This is a genomic window from Chloroflexota bacterium (assembly GCA_026706485.1).
Lineage (GTDB): Bacteria > Chloroflexota > UBA11872 > UBA11872 > UBA11872 > JAJECS01.
This window is the reverse complement of the sequence record JAPOYR010000011.1, coordinates 539,040-559,664: the sequence shown is the minus strand read 5'-3', so window position 1 is coordinate 559,664 and position 20,625 is coordinate 539,040. Positions and strand designations below refer to the sequence as shown.

The 20,625-nt window shown below is 68.2% G+C and carries 13 protein-coding genes; 8 read left to right on the top strand and 5 right to left on the bottom strand.

Features of this window, described 5'->3' with window-relative positions; all coding sequences use genetic code 11:
* Positions 1 to 88 precede the first annotated feature (88 nt).
* Both OXG79_12050 and OXG79_12045 read left to right on the top strand, forming a co-directional pair.
* Positions 89 to 3,613: a hypothetical protein gene (locus OXG79_12050; GenBank protein ID MCY3784497.1), complete on the top strand. Its 3,525-nt coding sequence runs from the start codon at positions 89 to 91 to the stop codon at positions 3,611 to 3,613.
* On the top strand, positions 3,610 to 4,734 hold the full coding sequence (locus OXG79_12045; protein ID MCY3784496.1) for a hypothetical protein: 1,125 nt from the start codon (positions 3,610 to 3,612) through the stop codon (positions 4,732 to 4,734). The genes OXG79_12050 and OXG79_12045 overlap by 4 nt, the downstream gene beginning before the upstream one ends.
* On the opposite strand, the gene OXG79_12040 is transcribed toward OXG79_12045, so the two are convergent.
* Both OXG79_12040 and OXG79_12035 read right to left on the bottom strand, forming a co-directional pair.
* Complete coding sequence (locus OXG79_12040; protein MCY3784495.1) at positions 4,675 to 5,385, bottom strand: hypothetical protein; 711 nt, start codon at positions 5,383 to 5,385, stop codon at positions 4,675 to 4,677. The two genes, OXG79_12045 and OXG79_12040, sit on opposite strands and share 60 nt — an antisense overlap.
* Positions 5,386 to 5,456: 71 nt before the next feature.
* Complete coding sequence (locus OXG79_12035) at positions 5,457 to 7,256, bottom strand: hypothetical protein (GenBank protein MCY3784494.1); 1,800 nt, start codon at positions 7,254 to 7,256, stop codon at positions 5,457 to 5,459.
* 412 nt (positions 7,257 to 7,668) lie between these two features.
* Here OXG79_12035 and OXG79_12030 point away from each other — a divergent pair, with 412 nt between their 5' ends.
* A complete protein-coding gene (locus OXG79_12030; protein ID MCY3784493.1) occupies positions 7,669 to 8,817 on the top strand; it encodes a glycosyltransferase family 4 protein in 1,149 nt (382 codons plus the stop codon).
* 105 nt (positions 8,818 to 8,922) lie between these two features.
* Here the strand turns inward: OXG79_12030 and OXG79_12025 are convergent, their stop codons facing one another.
* The gene (locus tag OXG79_12025) at positions 8,923 to 9,816 is read right to left on the bottom strand and encodes a class I SAM-dependent methyltransferase (protein ID MCY3784492.1); all 894 of its coding nucleotides are present in this window, start codon (positions 9,814 to 9,816) and stop codon (positions 8,923 to 8,925) included.
* Between the two features lie 192 nt (positions 9,817 to 10,008).
* Here OXG79_12025 and OXG79_12020 point away from each other — a divergent pair, with 192 nt between their 5' ends.
* The 4 genes from OXG79_12020 (at position 10,009) to OXG79_12005 (ending at position 15,130) form a co-directional block, all read left to right on the top strand.
* Positions 10,009 to 12,084 carry a hypothetical protein gene (locus tag OXG79_12020; GenBank protein ID MCY3784491.1) on the top strand — a complete coding sequence of 692 codons (2,076 nt, stop codon included), beginning with the start codon at positions 10,009 to 10,011 and terminating at the stop codon, positions 12,082 to 12,084.
* Entirely contained in the window at positions 12,081 to 12,803 is a 723-nt protein-coding gene (locus OXG79_12015; GenBank protein MCY3784490.1) for a hypothetical protein, read from the top strand. Before OXG79_12020 ends, OXG79_12015 begins: the two co-directional genes overlap by 4 nt.
* Positions 12,800 to 14,032 carry a glycosyltransferase family 4 protein gene (locus OXG79_12010; protein ID MCY3784489.1) on the top strand — a complete coding sequence of 411 codons (1,233 nt, stop codon included), beginning with the start codon at positions 12,800 to 12,802 and terminating at the stop codon, positions 14,030 to 14,032. Before OXG79_12015 ends, OXG79_12010 begins: the two co-directional genes overlap by 4 nt.
* A gap of 81 nt (positions 14,033 to 14,113) precedes the next feature.
* Positions 14,114 to 15,130, top strand: a complete 1,017-nt coding sequence (locus OXG79_12005; GenBank protein MCY3784488.1) for a glycosyltransferase — start codon at positions 14,114 to 14,116, stop codon at positions 15,128 to 15,130.
* A gap of 5 nt (positions 15,131 to 15,135) precedes the next feature.
* Here the strand turns inward: OXG79_12005 and OXG79_12000 are convergent, their stop codons facing one another.
* Positions 15,136 to 15,885 carry a hypothetical protein gene (locus OXG79_12000; protein ID MCY3784487.1) on the bottom strand — a complete coding sequence of 250 codons (750 nt, stop codon included), beginning with the start codon at positions 15,883 to 15,885 and terminating at the stop codon, positions 15,136 to 15,138.
* A gap of 68 nt (positions 15,886 to 15,953) precedes the next feature.
* On the opposite strand from OXG79_12000, the gene OXG79_11995 reads away from it, so the two are divergent.
* Positions 15,954 to 18,647, top strand: coding sequence for a hypothetical protein (locus OXG79_11995; GenBank protein ID MCY3784486.1), 2,694 nt, complete (start codon positions 15,954 to 15,956; stop codon positions 18,645 to 18,647).
* A 57-nt stretch (positions 18,648 to 18,704) separates the two neighbouring features.
* Here the strand turns inward: OXG79_11995 and OXG79_11990 are convergent, their stop codons facing one another.
* Positions 18,705 to 20,321 carry a SulP family inorganic anion transporter gene (locus OXG79_11990; protein MCY3784485.1) on the bottom strand — a complete coding sequence of 539 codons (1,617 nt, stop codon included), beginning with the start codon at positions 20,319 to 20,321 and terminating at the stop codon, positions 18,705 to 18,707.
* Positions 20,322 to 20,625: the final 304 nt, after the last annotated feature.

The following is a 20,625-nucleotide window of genomic DNA, read 5'->3' as shown; positions in this document are numbered from 1 at the left end:
CCTGGTGGTGCGCCGCGGCCGCCGGCGAGTGGCTGACGCCGCCCCGCGGCTGGCCACGTGACGGCCGTGAAGTGAGCGCGCCTTCCACATGAGCCAACAGGCATCGCCGGCCGTGGCGCGCCACGGGCGTTCGACCGCGATGGAAGCGCTCCACCGTGTCGTCACGTGGGCCAGGGAGCTGTTCGCGCGCCACCCGGACGCGTCGGCCTATCTGGCCATTCTCGTGCTGGTGGTGATCTGGCACCGGGGCCTGATCTTCGATGCCGGCTACCTGGGGCTGCGCGACGACTGGACCACCCCGTTCGCCGCCTGGCAGAACACCGACTTCGCTGTTGACCGGCTTTCGGCCTGGCAGACGAACTATTTCGGGCAGTCCGAGGAAGAGCGGGCGATGAGCCAGTATTTCCAGCTCACCCTGGGAGCCTTGGCGCTCATTCCCGGCGTGGATGGCTGGTTGACCTCGCGCGCCTCCATCATCTTTCTCGCCTTGGCCGGCGTCTTCATGTACCAGGCCGGCAAATGCTTCGGGTTTGGCAGGCCCGCCGCATTCACGGCGGCGGTCGTCTACATGACCACGCCATTCTTCCTCGATGCGTTCGTCACCGGCTATGCCGCCATGCTCATCAGCGTGGCGCTGTTGCCCAAGGCGCTGCAGGTCGCGCATGAGACCTTCGACCGCGCCCCGGGAGTTCGTGGATTCGTGCGCGGCAGCCTGTGGATCGGGTTGGCGGCCAGCTCAATACACATGACGTTCATCACCACCGCCGTGATTGGCATCTATGCGCTCTTTCGGGCCTTTACCGCTCCGGGCACGCGAGGCCTCCGGCTGCGGCGACTCGGGCTGGTCGCCGCCATGGGGCTCAGCGTCATCCTGCTGCACCCGGCCATCGCCTTTATTACCTGGCAGCTCATCGTCGTGCCCTCGGCAAACGAGGTCATGTCGGCTTGGAGTCTGGAGGCCGCGGCTCAATGGATCAAGGGCGCGGCGCCGACCTTGGCCGAGGCGCTGACCCTAACCGGCACGCCCTATAACTACTCGCAGAATCCGGAAGGTCCACTTGCGGCCGGCAGCGGCATCCGGCTCGTTGCCCGCGGACTGATGACCGGCCTCGCACTGGTGGCGCCGGTCCTGCTGCACGGGCAAGCCCGGCAGCGTGCCCTGCTGGCTGTGCTCGGGTTTCTTGCCCTGGTGCTGATCGGAAAGGGATTCAACGAGCCATTCTCCGTCATCCAAGATGTGATCGACGGCACGGTCGTGGGTGCGATCTTCAGGAATATCCGCTATCTCACCGTCGGGGCGGGCCTGCTGCTGGCCTTTCTGGTGGGGCAAAGCGTCGCCCACCTCGTGGCCCGCCCGCCGAGTGCGTGGCGCGCCGTGGGCGGCGTGCTCGTGGGTGTAGTCGTGGCCGTAAGCACCCTCCCCTTCTGGATCGGCAACCTTGCGGGGCATCTGCCGCCCTACACGATTGACGACGACACCGTCGCCGTGATCGACAACCTGCGCGCGATGCCGCACAACGACCGCATGGTGCATCTGCCGATGTTCTGGCCGAGCAGCTATCAAAGCCGCACCGGCCGGTTCTCAACCCAGGGAAATCCCCCCACCGTCCACCAGCCGCCCAAGCGATCCATCTGGGGCTCGGCGGCCTCCACCCTCAACGGCCCCTGGACCGCCACCCTCAATCAGGGGCTCTATGGGCCCAACCGGTATCCCGTCGACCGACTCTTGGCCTACGGGCGCTTTCGCAACGTCATGCTCGATCCGCATTGGGAGAGCACGCATGCCGGCTTCATCGTGCCCACCGGCGAACCATGGCTGGAGTGGCAAGAGCGACGGCCGCGGCCACGGCTCGCGCTGGCGGCTCAGCCGGGTCTCGACCGCCTGGACGATCTGTCCGTGGGCGAAGTCGAGGTCTACGAGGTAGCCACGCCGCCCGCATCGCGGCTGGGAGTACCTGGGCGCATCATCGTTGGCTCCCCCTCCCTCCGACCGCTCGTCACCGCCTGGCACATGTTCGACGACGCGGGAGCGATTTCCATCGCCAGTGGCGAACTGGGCGTGCGCGGGATCGACGGCGCCCCCGGCGGCGCCGTCCGAGCCGCCACCGAGATCTGGTTGGGCGCGGACCCACTCGACCTGACGGCCAACTATCTGCCCCAGGGAGCGTTGCGGAGCCCGGCCGATGCCTTCTGGCCGGAGGTCCCCGACGCCACGCGGGAATGGGTGGCCCCGTACAAGAACGCTTGGTGGTACGCCGATCCTGAGATTGCGGACATGACGCGTGGGCTTCTGACCCGAGCCGATGGCGTGGCCTTTAATACGACGGTCGACACCACCGGCGCGACCAGCGAGCTCTGGATTCGCCACTTCGTAAGCCCGGAGGGCGGCGCGCTCGAGATCATCGTGGACGGGCGATCCGTCGCGCGCATCTCCACCCGCGAAGCGGACGGCTACGGCTATCGGTGGACGCGGCTCCAGGCGCCGACCACCCGCGCGGGCTCGCATGAGGTCCTGGTGCGAACCGACGGACCCGGACTCAACGCCGTTTCGAAGTTGGGATTGCTCTCGTCGTCGGAGATTCAGGCAGCCGAACGCGAGGCGGAGCGAGCGTTCGGCCGGCTTCCCATCTATGCGGTGCTGCCAGACCTTGGCACCACCGACGGCGACCGCACGTTCCGGCTGGCACGGTCGGGCGCGTACACGGTGCGGCTCGCCGCCGTGCCCGGCCTGCAGCCCACGGTCAGCATTGACGGGTCGCCGGTGCCGTTGACACACATCGGCACCGAGATGGGCTACGACATCCTGGAAGGGATCGTGGACCTCGAGGCTGGACCACACCGTCTCACGCTGCGGGCGCCGCCGCCGCCAGAGCCGGTCGTCCGCGTGAGCCACCGACTCCCGGAGGCCACGGAGTATCAGCCCTGCGACACCGCGGTATGCGCCGGGGCCGTGCGCGTTGAAGTTACGGTGCCGTCCGACGGACGAACCGTTGCCATCAGTGGTCGGGTCACCACCGGCGTCGACGGCGTCAATGTGATCGGCGCCCAGGCATACCCCTATGTGACGTATGCGATGCACCGCGAGCTGGCCAATCGGCATGACAGGTTCGTGCGAGTTGAGGTGCCGCTGGATGCCGGGTCGCCCGTCGCCACGCTTGACGTGCACCACCTGCGCGAAGGCCTGTCGGGTCTGGAGTTCGAGCTCCTCGACATTGCGGTCTCCCCTCTCCCGCACGGCCTGTCCATCGTCCTCGAGCATGCGTCGCAGCCGCGGTCTCCCGCCGGGGGCGGGCTTGCCCTAACGGGCGAAGGAGCGGGATGGGCATCCGCCGAATACCAGGGCGAGCCGCGTGAACAACTCGTCAGGCTCGACGAGCGGTTCGATCCGCGCTGGGTGCTCCACGTCAACGACGATGAGGTCGGCCCTGAGCATCACGTCGTCGTCGACGGGCATTTCAATGGCTGGTTCGTGAACCTGGCGCCCGGGGACGTGGTGACGGCGACGTTCACACCGAACTTCGGCTATTTCTGGATTTTGATGGTGAATCTTGGATTTCTCGTCGGCATGCCGATCATCGGCTGGGCGCCAATCCCGCGTAGGTGGCGGCGGTGACGGTGAGACTCCGGCGACCCGTCGTCCCGGCAGTTTGGATCGTCGCCGTGGCCCTCAGCGCGGCCGCCGCGCTTGGCTGGCCCGCCGGACCCTTGGTCATCGGTGGCGTGGAAGGCGAGCCGTTCGAGATTGGACCGCTGCTCCCGGGGTGGAGCATGCGGCAGGCGCTCAGCCCCGAGCGCGGGCCGGAGCTGTTCGTGGGATTCCAGGCGCGGCCGACCGCTTCGGTCGTGGCGCCGCCAACGCTTGAAGTGCGGCTTGAGCGCGGCGACTCCGTGGAGTGGGCCGACCGGCTGCGCCTCACCGCCCCGGGCATGGCGGAATACGTGGCCACCTTCCCCGTGCCGACCGAAAGCGACGGCTACACATTGGCCGTGCGCGTGCTCGAAGCGCCCGGGGGCGGCGTCGTGCTGCGCGGGGTCGACATTGGCGATCCCCTTGCCGAGTCACAACTCACCATCATGGAACAGCCGCTGCGGGGCTTCCTGGCGCTGGGCCACCGGATGTTTCAACGCTTGCCGCCCGCGTTCCACCTGGAGGCCGTGGCGGCAGCCTTCCAACGATGGACCATTGCCGTCGCCGCCGGGGTCGCGGTCCTCGCGGGGCTCGTTGGCGCGGCAGCCGCTGTGCTGGTGACGCGCGTGTACGGGCGCCCGATGGCGCTGGTCGTGACGCTCGTCGGGGCTGTGGCTCTCGCCACCTGGCTCTTCGTGGCGGCGGCTCACCTCAGCGTGCCGCTCAATGCAGGAGCCCACATCGGGGTTCTGCAGGGCCTGACGCCGACAGGCATCGCCGCGATGCTGGCGTTTCCGATCGTGCTGATCGCCGGGCTAGTCGCCATCGTCGCAAGGGTGCCCCGGGCGGCGTTCGACAGCGCCGGCAGCGTCGTGCGCGGGCTGAGGCTCGCAATCATCGCGGCCATTCGCCACTGGTATCTCGCGCCCATCCCTCTCGGGGGCGCGGCTGCCGCGGCCTGGATGCAGGAGGCCGAAGACGTGGCCACGGCCTTGGCGTTCCTGACCGGGGCGTGGGCGCTGCTCGGTGCGGCGATGGCTCGGCCGCTAGGCGCCGGCCGGCGACCAAGATCGAATGCTCGAGGCTTCGCTTCCTGGCGCCGCTGAGAGCTCCACCTCGGCCTCGCGCGCGTTGTCGTAGACGAATCCGGTCACGTCACCGGTGTCCGTTATCTCGAATTGCAGCATTGGGATGACCGCGACTTCCTCTTGCGCCACGTAGGTGCCCTGGTCTTCGGTGCGAAGCAGTCGCAGGGTGAGCATCCAGATCCCGGCGCCGACGCCGTCGCCCGAGGTCGCTATGGTGGTTTCCTGACCGTCTTCGCGAGGCGCCAAGCCTGAGGTCCGGGCATCGAACAGATAATGGCGGGTGGTCGTCCCCCGGCCCGGCTCCGTCTGGCCGGCAAACCACTGCACGACCACGGGTGTGCGGCCATCCGGCTCAAGCTCGGTGGGAATTGCCCAGGGCGATGCCTCCCCGGCGACGAGTTGCCAATCGTGCCTGCTCCACTGGTCCGGGGCGTGGTCGGTGAGCGTCACGGTGAACGCGAGCTGGCCATCCACGCCACGCACCTCGGACACTCGAATGCCGACTGGAGGCATGAGCGGCGGCTCGGAAGGCGGCGTCGACATGACCGGACCGACGGCTCCTTGCGGCGCATAGACGGCGACATCGGCGTTCCACCGGATGGGGTTCCGCCCCTCGGGCGGAAGCATCGACGGCTCGACCGATAGAGGCAGAAGGAGCAGATCAGGCACCTGGCTACCCAGCGGGTCGGCGGGCCACGGCGTGAGCAAACGCAAGGCTGGCGGGTGTGAAGTCACTACACCTAGGCGACGATCGGCTTGCTGATAAGGAAGTCCTCGAGCGTTAGGAAGGCCAGGTCGCTCTCGAGCAGCGTTCGCAGCGCGTCATCCGGTGAGTTCACCATCGGCTCGCCATGCAAGTTGAGGCTGGTGTTGAGCACGGCGCCGATCCCGGTGCGATCGCGAAAGCGCTCGATCAGGCGGTAGTACTCCGGATTCGCGCGACGCTCGAGAATCTGGGCCCGGCAGCTGCGGTCGTAGGGGTGCGTCCCGGCGGCGATCTCGTGCCAGCGTTCGGGCACGGTGTCGAACGCGAGCATCATGTGGGGCGAGGTCGGGGCGGGCGGCGTCTGCAGATAGGTGGACGCCGCCTCGTCGAGAATCGTGGCGGCGAAGGGCATCCAAAAGTCGCGGCTCTTGATGCGCTTGTTAATCTCACGCACGCTGTCGTGCCGCGAGGGATCGGCGAGGATGGACCGGTTCCCAAGGGCGCGGGCGCCCCACTCCATGCGCCCGCGAAGGCGCGCGACCACATGGCCGTCGGCCAGCAAGGCCGCGGTGCGGTCGGCAATGTCCCCGGGACGCTCCACGCGCAGTCCGTGCTCGCCGGCTGCGCGATCGACGGTCTGCCTGATGTCGGCGTCGCTCCAGCCCGGCCCAAGGTAGAGGTGGTTGGCCTGCCGAAATTGCGGTTGACGCCCGGCCGCGGCACAGGCGTCCATGTACCCGAGGAAAGCCGCACCGACCGCGCAGGACTCGTCGCCACAGCTGGGAATCGGCGTGACCGAGTTGGCCCAGGCTTGTTGAGCGATCCGCATGTTGGCCTTGACGTTCATGAAAACTCCGCCGCCCAGCCCGATGTCCACGCCGTCGCGGTCGAGACCCAGATGCTGCACCCAGGCCGACATCCATTCCAGAATGGTCTCCTCGCAGAGGCGTTGCACCGCCCCGCACTGCGCGTCGAATCTGAAATCCCGCAGGTAATCGCCGATGAAGCGATGCACCAGACGCGTGCCACGCGAGGCCGCCATGGTCGGCGTGCCGGCCCGGTCCCTCGCCACCCACAGCAGGGATCGCAGACGCTGGTAGCACGCGTCGCGCGCCCCGGCGTGCGCGTAGGGCGCCATGCCCATGACTTTGAACTCGTCCTGGTGCGGTGTCATCCGCAGGTTGCCCGTCACTCCGGCGTACACGTGGCCGAGTGACGCATTGCGGGACACCGCGCCGAGGCGCTCCGGCGGCTGGCCGTTGCGGTACCACGCGACCGCTCCGCTCAAGCCGTCGCCCTCGCCATCCAGCGTGAACGCTAGCGTCGGCTCGGGACCGATCAGCGGAGCCAACGCCATGGCATGCGCCGTGTGGTGGTCGTAGAACACCATCCGCTCGGCATCGGCGCCGGTTGCAGCGACAACGGCGGCGGATCGTGCGCGCTGGAGGACCGCCCGGCCGAGCCGACGAGCCGCATCGGACGGCAGGGTGAGGGCTCGGCTTGCTGGCCAGTGCCGCTCAATCGACGCCAACAGGGTCCACGCAGCGCCGTAGACGTCATAGAACCGCCGTGTCGTCTGAGACGCCGGCACGTCGTCGACGGTCGGCATGATCCCGTCCTGGGTGCTGATCGCGATCAGGTCGACGTCATCGATCGTGTGGCCCTCCGTCGCCAGCACGACTTCGACGGCATGCAGCGGAATGCCGGCTTGGTTCTTCTTCCGCGTCAGGCGCTCTTCCGCGCAGGCCGCACGGAGTTCGCCGTCGACGACAAGGGCGGCCGCGGCCACCATCCCGTCGTGAATGCCAAGCGTGACGATTGGCTTGTCGGTCATCCGCTGCGCTTCAGATCCAGGCCGACTGCACGTGCCGCGACGGCGACGTCGTGTGTCTTGGCACCGTGCCGAGGCAAGCCGTCAGCGTTCGTTCACCGGCACGGCCGAGGCGCCGACCCGGCCCTCGGGCCGGATATGCCCGAAACATCGGACGGCGCTCGAAGCCTGGGATTTGGTGAATTGCACATCGCCTGGGTAGACGCGGCCATGGCCGGAGAACCTCATGCCATCCCGGCCGGCGGTGATCCTTCCGTCATCGTGCCGTACCCACGCTGCCCCGTCTAGCACCGATGCCGAGGGTAGGCGGACCACCACTGAGACCAGTCGGGGGCCACGAAGTGCCCTGCCGTTCTGCTAGCTTCACGAGCTTGACGGATAGCGAAGGCCCCGGACCATTCGCATTCTCCTGATCGTGAACGGCATCGCTGGCCAAGTGGCCGTCGGCGTGGCCGGCGGCGACGTTCGAATCATCGAAATCGCAAAACACTGGGCGCGGGCCGGCCATGAGGTCCACCTGATGGGAAGCGTGGCGAGTGTCGATCTCTTCCACAGGCGCGGCCTCATCGTGCAGCCGCACATTGTCGCCTGGCACGGCGGCGAGAGCCGGTGGTCGTTCATGCTGCGCGCCGTCACGGTGTGCGCGCGACTTCCGCGGTCGCTCCTGCGGCTGCAGCCGGACGTGATCGTCAGCGCGAACGAGCAGCTCTACGACACCCTGCCCGGATTGATACTCAAGCTCTGGTACCGCCACCGCGTGCGCTGGGCGGTTGTCGCGCACAACATCCCGGTATGGAGATTCTGGCAGCGCGAGGGCCATCACTGGTACCAATCCCTGGCGTTCCTGGTTTCCGAGCGGCTGTCGCTCTTGGTGGCGACGCTGGGAGCCAACCGCGTGCTCGCCGTATCGCCCGCCACGACGCGGCAGCTCGTCGGCTTGGGCTTCCCAAGGGGACGCATACTTGGTGTTCCCTGCGGCGTGGATCTCTCCACACTCGCGGCAATCGACCGCAATACACAGACCCGCCGTTTCGACGCGGCGACGTTCATGCGCGTCTCGGCCGAGAAGGGGGTTTTCACGCTCATCGACGCCTGGAAGCTCGTCGTGGCAGCGTCGCCAAACGCCAGGCTGGCAATCATTGGTGGCGGCATCGACATGCAGGCCGCCCAGGCGCGAGTTCGCGCGCTCGGGCTCGAAGGCAATATCGACTTCTTGGGGCTGATTCTCGAAGCCACCCAGGCCTTCAGTACCCTTCGCACGGCCCGGCTATTCCTGCACCCGTCGTTCAAAGAGAATTGGGCGATTGCGATCGGTGAAGCGATGGCGCTTGGCATGCCGGTGATCGCCTTCGACCTGCCGGAGCTCAAAGAGGTCTGGGGCGATGCCTTCCGCGCCGTTCCGAAAGGCGACGCGTCGGCATTTGCCGACGAGATCCTGGCGCTCCTGGCGGACGACGCCGGATGCCGGAACCTCGCCGAGCGAGGACGGGCCCGCGTGCGCACGCTCGACTGGGCCGACATCGCGGAGCGCGAACTCGCGGCGATTGCGGACCATCGGACGTAGCCGACTCCCGTCGCGAGGCTGGCGGATACCTCCGCCCTGTTGTGCCGCCGCCGTTCGCCCGAGTTGCCGAGTCCGGGGAGTCAACGACGCCGGCGCCGCCGATGGCTAAGGCGATCTCCTGACCGCGCGAATGGCCAGATTCGTGCTTGGCCCAAACGGATCCCGCAGCGTGTCGTTGCGACGATCGATCGCCTGCATCAGTCGCAGTCCCCACGTGATTGGGTTCAGGTTGAGGCGCTGATGGGGCGTGCGCGCGTATTCGAACTTCTCCATCGAACGGTAGGCCGCCGAAGATTCCGGCAATCGCCCGTAGAGCTGCTTGCCGGTCCACAGCAGCATGTGGTTGAACGGCAGGCACCACCGGGTCAGGCCCTCGAAGTGCGTCACTTCCAGGCGCTCGTCGCTTGCAACCACCCGCCGAAACTCATCCGGACCATACAGGCGCAGGTGCATGGCCCACAGCCCGCCCCAGAATCCCGAGTCCGGGCTGAAGTGGCCGAGCCCAAGCCGCTCACGCACCCAATTCAATGGGTCCCACAGCGCGGGGTAGTTGCCGCAGGGGACGGTGAGCGCGGCGACGCCGCCGGGCTTGAGCACCCGCGCAATCTCACGCACCACGGCGGTGTCGTCCTCCACGTGCTCCAACACTTCCGAGCACACCACCCCGTCGAAAGTCCGGTCGCGAAACGGCAGGTGGGCGCCATCGCCAAGCAGCCAAACGTGTCGAGATCCGTGGACGTCGCGATCCACGCCCTGGTGCAGAATCGGCGGCGCGGAATCCAACGCCACGATGCGGCTCCCAAAGGCCTCGCGCAGGGCCAGGCTCACGAAGCCCTCGCCGGCCCCCAAATCGAGGATGCGGTGCTCGGGCTTGGCGTCCAGGTACTCCGCCATGGACTGGATCCGACGGCGATAAGAAAGGTCCCCGACATTCGTCAGAACGTGGGCGAGCCGCTCCCACGCGGTCAGCGTCGGAGTCGATTCAGCCGAGTGGCGCATGCGCGAGCACTGGGCGCGGCCGACGCCGGATCATCGCTGTAGCCAACCCACAAGGTAAGGTGCCTGACGGTGCATTCGTTGCCGGTGAGCGCGCTGGATCCCTGACGGGTTGGTGGTCGGAATAGTACTCAACGCACGTGGCCTCTCACTGCCGCTGGCGCGCGTTTTCGCTGACCAGCCGAAGCCGTCTCAATGACCACCCACATCGCCCGGCTGCTGGCCCGCGATTCGGCTTGGATTGCGCTCGGCTTGCTGCTCACCCTGGTAGCGGGCTGGCGGGTCGTCGCGACGCCGGGCGAAATCATTCAGGGCGATCTCGGCTATCCGTTCGCCAACGAGTTCTGGACCCGTCGGTTCACCAGCGCCTGGGATACCTCATACGGCACCGGGCTTGTCAATGTCATGCGCACCTACACCTATGTGCCCTGGGGCTATCTCGCTCAAGCATTCGACCTCACCACGGAAGTGGCGGGCAAGCTGCACTGGCTGAGCTGGCACCTCTTGGGATTCCTCGGTGGATATTTCGGTGCCCGATTGGTGACGGGGCCGGGAATTCGAGCCCGACATCCGGTCGCAACTCGCTTCGGCCTCGTGCTGGCCGGCTTGTTTTGGGCTCTCAATCCGTGGACCCTGGCGCGCTGGGAGCAATTGGGCGTCCACCTGAGCGGCGTGCTGCTGCCGCTTGTGCTTGGTCTCGTCGTGGCGGCGACGCGCGCGCCCACCGCTCGCTCCCGTGCCCACCGGGCGCTGGCGGCCGCCGCCGTGCTGGCCTTTGCCGTCTCCACCTCGCCGCACTACATGGCGATTGGCCTGCTCGTGGGCCTCGGATGGTTTGCCTACGCCGCCGTCACCAGTCCCGGCCCCCGCCTCCCGATCGGCGCAGCCGCATTGGCGTTCCTCGGCGGCTCTGCCGTGTTCGCCGCCTTCATCCTCGTCCCGCTCCTGGTCACGGCAGCCGCCGGTTCGCCCACCGGACCCAGATACGCCGAAGGAACCGATGTCCAGCCGGTGCTCGAGAGCGGCCAAACCGTCATCGACACCCTCACGCTCACGGGGCACACCTTCTTCGGCGTGGGCCTCAAGCCCGACACCGCCGCCTTGCCGGGGTGGCGCATGGCTGCCCTGATTCCCGCGGCCGTGCTGGCCATGGTGTTTTGGCGACAGCCAGGACAGCGCCGAGTGCTGGGATACGCCGCGATCGTCGGCGGAGCCACAGCTTTCATTCAGATGGCCAGCTGGCACGAGGCGCTGCGTCCGGGCTATTTGGCCGTCGCCGCAAATGCCCCGTTTGGCTGGGCGCTCAGAGAACCAGACAAGCTCTCCGGCGCACTGGCCCTGGCCTATCTGCCCGGACTGGTCCTCGCTCCAGCGACGTTCGTCCGAATTGCCCCACGCCGTCTGCCGGCCGTCGGAACCATTCAGGCAGCGGTCTTTGGTCTACTGCTGGTTGCCTTCATGGTGCCGGGGATCCAGCGCATGCTCTGGGACGATCGGACCCTGAGCCTGGTGCCCGAGCGGTTCCCGGCCTCGTTCCGCACGGTGCCCGAGGAGATTGACCGGCGCAACGCGGCCGCAGACTCCCGCACGCTTCTGGCCGTGTGGCCCTTGCGCTTCCCGGATTGGTCGCGGCAGAGTCGTGTCCTGCACGCCATCGAGACGCTGTCCGTCTCCACGCCCTATGCGACGGAAAACTCGCTGGTCGGCGACCGCCTCGTGTCGCTGGTCGAAGCCGGCCCGCCCGCCCTCGCCGACACTCTTCGCGCTCATGGGGTGTCCCGCGTGCTCGTTCCAACGGGCACGCTCCGCGGTCGGGAGCTTGCCCAAGCTCTGCGCCGGACCGAAGGCCTCGCGCTCGAGCTGACCGCGGACTACTACGAGCTGTTTCGCACGGTCGAGCCGGCGTATCCCTGGGTCTACGTGGCAAGTTCCCGTGGACCGATTGAGCTACCGTGGAGGCGCGAGGGCATGCATCGCCTTGTCATCGACCTACCGCCAGCCGGAGAGCATGCGCGCGAAATTGTCACCCAGGAACACTGGGATCCACTCTGGACCGCTCACGTGCCGGGCCATGCCGCGATGGTTGAACCGTCCGAGCGTGACCTGCTGCGCGTCCGCACGGCGGCCGGCGCCTCTGGCCGTCTGGTCCTCGAATATCGCTTGCACCAGGCGTTTCTGGCGGGCCACGCCCTAGCGTGGGCGGGTCTCTTCGCATGGGGCGCGTGGACACTGTGGCCGCGCCGGCCGCGGCCAGGTGGTTGGCGTCCATGAGGATCGCCGTCTGGCTCCTCGCCACGGTGCTGGCGTTGATGTTCGGGGCCGCGGTCGGCCTGGGATGGAAGCCGCTGACCACCGCTAAGAATCCGGTGGCGCCGAGCTTTGGGCTCGGACCGCTGGTTGGCTCGATCACGCAGTCGGTCGCCTTCTCCGGCGGCCCCATAGACACCATCACCCTCTGGGCGCGGAGTGAGGGTGGTCCGGCAGCCGACGCGAACGTTCACCTCCTGCGCGCTGGGGATGGCCAACCGCTCCGCTCGGCTCGCTTCGAGGCGCCACCCAGCGCTGAGCTCCAGGAGGTTTCAATCGCGATCGCCTCGGTAGACTTTCCCGCCGGACCGCTTGCCATTCGGGTCGTCGCGCTCGAAGACTCTCCGGCGGAACTCTATGTTGGAGCGACGGGAAACGATGCGTATGCGGCTGGGCAGCTTGTCGATCAGCTGGGCCGATCGCCGATTGACGTCGATCTGGCCTTCTCGGCCTCCGGCCACGCCGGTGCGCTCACACGACTGCGAGTGCAGGCCACCGAGTCGCCGCTCTATCTCGGCGTCGGCCTCGCCGTCGCCCTCCTGGTGGGAACCGTGGTGGGGCGCGCTGCGTGGTCGTCGCTCGACCGGCGACGGTTTGGACGGCCGGCGGCACTGGCGCTGAGCGGCGGCGTGACCGCGGCTCTCCTCATCGCCCTCATGCACGGGCCGGACGCAGTCACATGACGCCGGCTGCACGCGACGCCCACTCCCGCGACCGTCGGCGTGTGCTCATGCTGTCACCGTTCGCCTCGCCCAATCGTGGCGGGGTCGAGACGCACATCGACGCGCTCATCGCCGCGCTCGCGCGGCGAAACACCCGCGTCACGCTCCTCACGCACCAACCGCTGGTCGCTCCGGTGAAGGCCCCATCGCGCGAGCCGCTCCCAAACGGCGAAGTCATCCGCATTCCCTGGTTTGGGAAGGGATGGCATCCGCGCATCGAACCATACGCGCCGCTGGTGTTCGCCTACCTGGTGCCCGGCCTGCTGGCGGGCGCCATTCGACACCGGATACGTCATAGCGACGGCTTTGACGTCATTCACGCGCACGGGTTGTCCGCCGCTGTGGCCGCCTTGGGCATGCGCTGGACCGGTGCGCGACAGCCGATCGTCGTCAGCATGCACGCGATCTACGAGCTGCGGCAGCGCCGAGTGCTGGCGCAAGCCGTGCGTTCCCTGCTCGGGCGCGCCGATCGGGTGTTGACCGTGAGCGAGGCGTCCCGGCAGGAGCTCGTCGCCATCGGGCTGGATCCGGCCCGCGTCACCGCCCACCAGCACTGGGTCGACCTCGAAGTGTTTCGGCCGCGCAGCCAGGTCGAAGCTCGTGCCAAGCTCGGTTGGCCGGAGTCGGCGCCCACCTGTCTCTTTGTTGGCCGGCTCCTGCGCAAGAAGGGTGTGGGCATCATTCTCGATCTCGCGCGACGGCTGCCCAACGTGCAATTCCGGATGCTGGGCGCCGAAGGCGATATGGGAACCGAGGTCGCGGAGGCTTCAACGGCGTTGCCGAACTTGACGCTCATGCAGGATCCTGCCGGCCCGCCAGCCGAACGCCTCGACACCATCGCGACGATGTACGCCGCGGCTGACCTGCTGCTGGTGCCGTCGCAGTACGAAGAGGCGGCGGGGATCGTAGTGCTCGAGGGCAGCGCGGCCGGCACGCCAATCGTCGCGAGCAACCTCGGTGGCCTGCGAGAAGCCGTGACTCCCGAGATCGGACGGCTCGTCGAGCCGGGCACCGAGGCGTTCATGGCGGGACTGCAGGACATGCTGGCCGATCGCGCTGGTCTGTGCGCGCTCCGTGAGCGAGCGCGCGCCGAGGCCGAGCGCCGGTTCTCCGAGCGGAACGTGGACGTGATCGTCCGGCAATACGGATTCGACGCCGACAACGGCGGCGCGTCCGGCAACGACGCTTAGGAGTCCTCACGCCCGAATTCCGCGATGTGGATCGGGTAGCCAGTCGACTCGCTCACGGGGCGCTTCGGCATACTGCCTGCCATGGCGGATGCCCCCGGAATCTCGATCGTCATTCCCACGCTCAACTGCGCGCGGAGTCTTGAAATCGCCCTCCGGTCGATTCGCGCCCAGCGATATCCGGCAGATCGGCTGGAAGTCATCGTCGCCGACGGCGGCTCAACCGACACGACGCGGCAGGTCGCCGAATCGTCGGGCTGCACGGTGGTCGAAAACCCACTGGTCACCGGTGAAGCCGGCAAGGCCGCCGGTCTGGAGCGCGCGACCCACGCGATCGTGGGCTTTGTCGACTCGGACAACGAGCTGCCGTCGCCGGACACCCTGGAGGCCGTCGTCGACGCGTTAGCCGATCCACAGATTGCCGGCGCCGAGCCCATCCAGTTCACCGCCCTGGACACGATGCCCGCGCTCGATCGCTACTTCGCGCTGCTCGGCATGAACGATCCCTTCGTCCTCTTTCTCGGGACCTACGACCGCGAATGCCTCGTCACGGGCAAGTGGACCGGCGTGGATCACGAGGTCTACGAGGAGACCCCCACCTATCGCAAGGTTCGGTTCCGGCGTGAGCACCTGCCGACGGTGGGGGCCAACGGCTTCTTTACGCGGCGGTCGGTTGCCGCCGCCGCCGTGCGCGACGGGTATCTCTTCGATGTCGACATCCTCCACTCGGGCACTTCCGGGCCTTTCGTCCATGTCGCCAAGCTGCACCTTGGCATTGCGCACCACTACGCCCAATCCCTGCGACAGTTCGCCCGCAAGCAAACGCGCCGAGCGCAGGATTTTCTCTACTTCAGCGCGGCGGGCATGCGGACGGGGCCGACCGCCCCGCCGTGGCGCGGCGCCCTGCTATTCGCCGCCGCCACAGTGACCGTCGTGCCCCTGCTGGTCCAGGCGGCGATTGGCTGGCTCGGTCGACCCGATCGCGCCTGGCTCTACCACCTGCCCGCGTGCTGGATCACGCTCGTCGTCTACGGCACGGTGACGCTGCGACGCCTGCTCGGCGCGGCGCGACCGCACAGCCGCGCCGAGTGGGGCGGCTAGCGCCGTCAGGTCACCCAGGGCGCGAGGACTTCAAAGCCGACGCGCAGCAACCCCAGTCCCACCGCGACGCCCAGCAACCCAGCCGTAGTCGCGACCGATCTCGATCGGTCGGCAAATCGACGCCAGCCCCAGGCCAACGCCAGTCCAGCGACCGCGATCAGCGTCGCCAGGGCAAATAGGGCGCCGAGCGCGTTCGCGCGCAGCACCTCCAGCGCAAGCCCCGTTGGCGTGACACGTCGCCACGTCTGAAGCACCAGGTCAACCGAACCCGTGCCGGGGTCGCTGCCGATGGCGGCTTGTCCGCCCCCATAGGGGTCGGTGTGATTGGCCTGGAGCGACAAGGGCGTAGGTGACTCGGGCGGATTGACGACTTGGACTTGCAAAAGCCGCCCACTCGTGTCCACAGTCCCCGGAAGGTCAATTCGTATCAAGCCGTCGGCGGCAATCCCAACGCTGGCCTCGACCAGCACCACCGCCGCCGGATCGCCAGCATCGCGCACCCGAACCGTGACGGTCTCGGGCCACGGGCTGACCGCGCGCAGCTCGATGCGGCGCAGCGGCGTGGCGGGAGCGGCGAACGTCTGCTCCAGGCTTCCGCCGGCAAAGGCGGGCCCAAAGTCCAGGTTGAACGCGTAGGTCGGGAACGCCGGCCACTGGCGTTCCGCGCCTCCCAGCGCCAGGGCGGCCGCCACGGCCAGGACTACACTCAAGGCCGCCAGCACACCCCGCGCCACCCCAAATCGCCGCAACATCATCGGCAGTGACTCGCCGCCCAGGTCGCAGCCCTTCGCCGCTGGCTGCCCTCTGGCGACTTGGCGGGCGGATGGCCAGCCCCTGGGCGCTGGCGTTCGGCGTCGGCGCGCTGATTGTCGTAGCCGTGTTCTGGGCCGTCATCACGAGCCCTGGCGACTTGCAGCAGCGTGACCTCTATCCCTCGCTTTTCCTGGATCGCGTCGTCGAGCACAGCGTCTATCCCTTGTGGTCGCCGCGCGAGACGCTGAGCATCGCGGGCACCGGACGCCTGCCGATCACGCTCACGCTCGTTGGTGTTGCCAAAGCGCTTGGCATGGACGGCGCGACGTATGCCCGCCTGATCGTGCTGTGGATCGCGGGCGTCGGATATGTCAGCGCCTTTACGGCCTTTGCGTTGTTCGCCCGCTGGCGCCCTGAGACTCCTCGCACCTGCGCAGCCATGGGCGCCATGGTCGCGGCGGTGGCATTGGTGGTCAATCCCTGGACCATCGCGCGCCTGGAGCACAGCTGGCTGCTGGCTCAATGGGCGGCGGCCCCACTCGTGCTGGGGCTCTATCTCGAGGGCACGCGAACAGGGCAACGGCGCTGGACGGTTGGGTCCGCCCTCGTCTTCGCGCTCTTGGGCGCCGCGCAACCCCACTACCTGGTCTTCACCACGCTCATGATTGCCGCGTGGGTCGTCGGCACGATGGTGCAGTGCCCCGTCAAGCGCCGCCGGGCGCTGACCGACGGCCTCGTGTGGTCGGCGGCAGTCGTCCCGCTGCTCGCCTATCAGATCGCGCCGTATGTGGCCGTCAAGCTCTTCGGGGGCAGCCCCGACCCGGCCTACACCCTCATGGACCAAACGCGCACGGTGCTCGCGCGCCACCAGGACCTGCCGACCACGCTCCAGGGAGCCGCCAACGCCAACTGGCATGAGCTCTTGGTTCCCGCCGGCGCCAGCCGGCTGCCCTGGGAGTTCGCCGGCTGGGCGGTGGCGGCGCTGCCGCTGGCGGCCGTCGCCCTACGCCGTTGGGGACCGCCGGCGCTCTATCTCGCCGTTGGGGGGTATGCCGCGGCCTTGGTCGCGGCCACGTCGAACTGGGCGCTCACGGCCGACATGTATCAAGCAGCCGTGAACACCATTCCCGGCCTGTGGGTCTTTCGCGAACCGGACCGGGTGGTCGGACTGCTCATCATGGCGCAGGCCTTTGGCGCCGGATTCGTGGTCACCGAACTTCTCAGCCGGGTTGCGGCCGGTGGGTGGACGCGCAGCGCGTTCGCGCCCGCACTGCTCGTCGGCTATGTGGTTGTCGCGCTTAGCGTCCATGCCGCGCCCGCCGTACCGCTCCTGTGGAGCACCGATCAACCCGGCTACGTTCCCCGGCCGTTGCCGGCGGACTATCGCGACGTGTTGCGGGCGGCGGACGGGGCCGCCGGGCCGGAGGGTCGAATCCTGGTCGTGTCCTCCGACGACCGGCCCGCGCCCTGGGACCCGGCGCGCACGCTGCGCTTGATGGAGGCGGCAAGCCTGGCAAACCCATCCCTCACTGGCGACACGCGTTCACCGGCGCCGCCGTCCTCCATCCCCGGTCGATGGATCGAGTTCGTCTACGGCGTCGAGCCTGCCGAGGCGCTTGCCGCCGCCCACCGGGCGGGATTCAGCCACGTGGTGGTAATGCGCGACCAACTGGCCGGTGAGGAGTTGGCCGCAGCCCTCGCCGCGCTGCCCGACGCTGCCGTTCTGGCGTCCGGCCCGAACGTCTTGGCGTTCGATCTTGGCGCCGCCGTGCCGCTGCTCGAAGCCTCCAGCGCCGTTTGGAGCGACACACTCGACCTTGCCGCCCCTGCCGGCGTCACGCGCGTCCTGGCCAACCACCGGGTGCGCCCGTCGCTGCCAGACTCAGTCTTCCCGGCGCAGCCAACCACCGACGCAATCTTCGCCGTCGCGGACAACGTCGAGCTGATGCCCGTCACTGGCTGGTTTGGCTTCCACGGCTCGAAGGGCGGCTGGACCCGTGGCGGCGCCTACGCGGATGAGCGGCAGTCCTGGCTCAAGCGCCTTGGGCGGGAGGACCTCGATGACTGGGCGTCGGACTACGGCCTGGGCCTGGCATTCGCCACGCCCGGAGGCGAGCGTGCGGCGCTGCGGATTCCCGTCCCCGCCGACCGCGACCGCGCCGTCTGGCTGCGTGTCTTCACCAGCCCTCGCTCGACCTGGATCAACGTTGCGACCGCCAGCTCCAGCGCGCGGCTCACCACCACGTCTCCGACCACGGGCTGGCGCTGGATGCGGGTCGGGACCGCGGCGGAGGGAGACGTCAGCGTCACCGCCGGTCCCGGGCTCGAAGCCGTGAGCACCCTGGCCCTCGCGCCCACCGCATGGCGTCCGACGTCGGCTCAGGCCTCGCCCGCGCTGGTCCGGCCGCGCCTGGAAGTCTCGACGCGCGAGCTCACGCGGATCGAAGCCACCACGCGCGGCGCCGGTGGCTGGGCGTTCATCGTCCTCCGCCGGGCCTACGACCCCACCTGGCTGGCCTGGGTGGACGGCGAGGCATTCGCTCCGCTGCTCGCGGATGGCCTCTGGAACGGCTATTTCTTGCCGGTTGCCGAAGGCTCGGCGATCACTTTCGAATACGCCCCCCAGCGCTGGTATGACCTCGGCATCGCCATCGCCGCCGTCGCCGCCGGAGGTGTGGCAGCGAGCCTGGTGGTGAACGGTGTCGACCTCTCCCGTTGCCGCTCGATGTTGCGGCGAGCAGGCCGACGCCCAACGGATCGGTGATGCACCCACAGCACTTCCAGGCGTGACCGTACAGCCGGGGTGGTTCTTGCCGCTGGGTTAGCTCTCCAGCAAGCGTCTCGCGGTCGCCTGCGCGTCGTCCAGCGTGGCCACGAAGTGATCGGCCGGGACGCGCCGCAGCACGTTGAGCGCGTGCAGGGTGATGGCGGCCCGACCTCCGAGTCCCATCACCACGCACGTGGTGTCTTCGGCAATCGCCATATCGATCATCCGCTCCAGCACCAGCGCGGCGCTGTCGTCCATGTAGACCGTGTCGGAAAAGTCGAGGATCACGACCTCGCGCAGGCGAATGTCGGCGCTGATCGTATTGATCAGCTTGCTCGCCGAGATCACGGAAAAGCTCCCCGTCAGCGACACCAGGCCCACGCGTTCGGCGAACGAGGTCTCCTTGCCCGAGCCATCCGAACCGGGACCAGCGCTCTGCTCCGGTAGCGGCGTGGAAACCACGCTGTCCATGTCAAGGCGCTCAAACTGGCGCGCGCTTGCCACGGCGGCGGCGATCAGGCCGATGGCCACGGCGGTGACCAGGTCGAGAACCAGCGTCAACCCCAGCGTGACGGCCATGACCAGCAGGTGCTCGGGCTGCACGCGGTGGATGCGGGTGAGGAACTGCCAATCGATGATGTCCCAGCCGATCTTGATCAGGATTCCGGCCAGCGCCGCGTGGGGGATGAACTCGACGTATCGCCCCAGGGCTAGGACCAACGCCAGCAGGATGGCCGCGCGCAATGCGCCGGAAACCGGCGTGCGTCCCCCCGCGCGGAGGTTCGCCACGGTGCCCGGCGTCACCCCGGCGCCCGGCAGTCCGCCGACGAATCCCACGGCCATGTTGCCGATGCCATGGCCGATCAGCTCCCGGTTCAGGTCGTGCCGCGTGCGCGTCATCGAGTCGGCGACCCGAGAGGTCATCAGGCTGTCAATCGCTCCCAGCAGGGCGATGATCAGCGCCGGCAACACCGCGCCGGCCAGGGCGTCGACGGACACGTCGGGCAACTGCAGCTCCGGCAGGCCCTTTGGCACGTCGCCGATGACGGGCGAATCGCTGAGCCACAGCGCGCTGAGCAGCGTTCCGGCCAGCAGCGCCACCAGCGTCGGCGGGAGATAGGTCCGCAACCGCTTGGGCCACGCCACGACCACCGCCAACGTGACCACGGCGATCGCCAGCGCGCTGTAGTTGACGTCGTGTCGCGCCTCCAGCCACGCACGCACCGTCTCCACGGGGCCGCCGATTGCGACCGGGGCGCCCACGAAGGGCAGCGTCTGCACCAGGATGATGATGATGCCCACGCCGGACAGGAGTCCGGAGATCACGGAAAACGGCGCGTAGGCCACGAAGCGACCCACGCGAATGGCGCCCAGGAGCGCCTGGATGAGGCCCGCCATGATGACCACGGTGAACGCTTCGGCCATGTTGTCGGCGTGCGTGGCGACGACCACCGCCATGGCCATGGCAATCGGGGCGGTGGGCCCCGATATCTGGGACCGCGTGCCCCCAAACACTGCCGCGAAGAATCCCACGGCGATCGCCCCGTAGAGGCCGGCCATTGGTCCAAGACCCGACGCCACGCCAAAGGCCAGCGCAAATGGCAACCCGACGACGGCAGCCGCTACGCCGCCGAAAAGATCTCCGCGAAGGTCCTGGCGGGTGTAGCTCACGACCGAGTGCCCGATCGATCCCCCGCTTCCGCCTGTCGGCGGCTACCCGCGAATTCCACCGGGGTTGCTGTGAGGCTGGAAGCGCTGCGCGGGGAATTCGACTGCAGCGATGCCATTCGCCGGGGTGGGGCTACGGCGGGCAACGTGCCTCTCCCTCGCTGCCGCATGGCGGACCGCCCGGCCCCGCCAATCCTAACGATCCCGAACTATAGCACCAAACTTCTTTACGGACAATGCGGCCGTAATCCTCGCATTGATGATGCAATAATCCCATCGGTGAAATGCAGGATAATAATTGAATGAC

What these genes read in the sequence shown, in the direction of transcription:
- OXG79_12050 (MCY3784497.1), top strand. Translation starts at nt 89, where the DNA reads ATGAGCCAACAGGCATCGCCGGCCGTGGCGCGCCACGGGCGTTCGACC.
- OXG79_12035 (MCY3784494.1), bottom strand. Translation starts at nt 7,256, where the DNA reads ATGACCGACAAGCCAATCGTCACGCTTGGCATTCACGACGGGATGGTG.
- OXG79_12025 (MCY3784492.1), bottom strand. Translation starts at nt 9,816, where the DNA reads ATGCGCCACTCGGCTGAATCGACTCCGACGCTGACCGCGTGGGAGCGG.
- OXG79_12020 (MCY3784491.1), top strand. Translation starts at nt 10,009, where the DNA reads ATGACCACCCACATCGCCCGGCTGCTGGCCCGCGATTCGGCTTGGATT.
- OXG79_12015 (MCY3784490.1), top strand. Translation starts at nt 12,081, where the DNA reads ATGAGGATCGCCGTCTGGCTCCTCGCCACGGTGCTGGCGTTGATGTTC.
- OXG79_12010 (MCY3784489.1), top strand. Translation starts at nt 12,800, where the DNA reads ATGACGCCGGCTGCACGCGACGCCCACTCCCGCGACCGTCGGCGTGTG.
- OXG79_12005 (MCY3784488.1), top strand. Translation starts at nt 14,114, where the DNA reads ATGGCGGATGCCCCCGGAATCTCGATCGTCATTCCCACGCTCAACTGC.
- OXG79_12000 (MCY3784487.1), bottom strand. Translation starts at nt 15,885, where the DNA reads ATGATGTTGCGGCGATTTGGGGTGGCGCGGGGTGTGCTGGCGGCCTTG.
- OXG79_11995 (MCY3784486.1), top strand. Translation starts at nt 15,954, where the DNA reads ATGGCCAGCCCCTGGGCGCTGGCGTTCGGCGTCGGCGCGCTGATTGTC.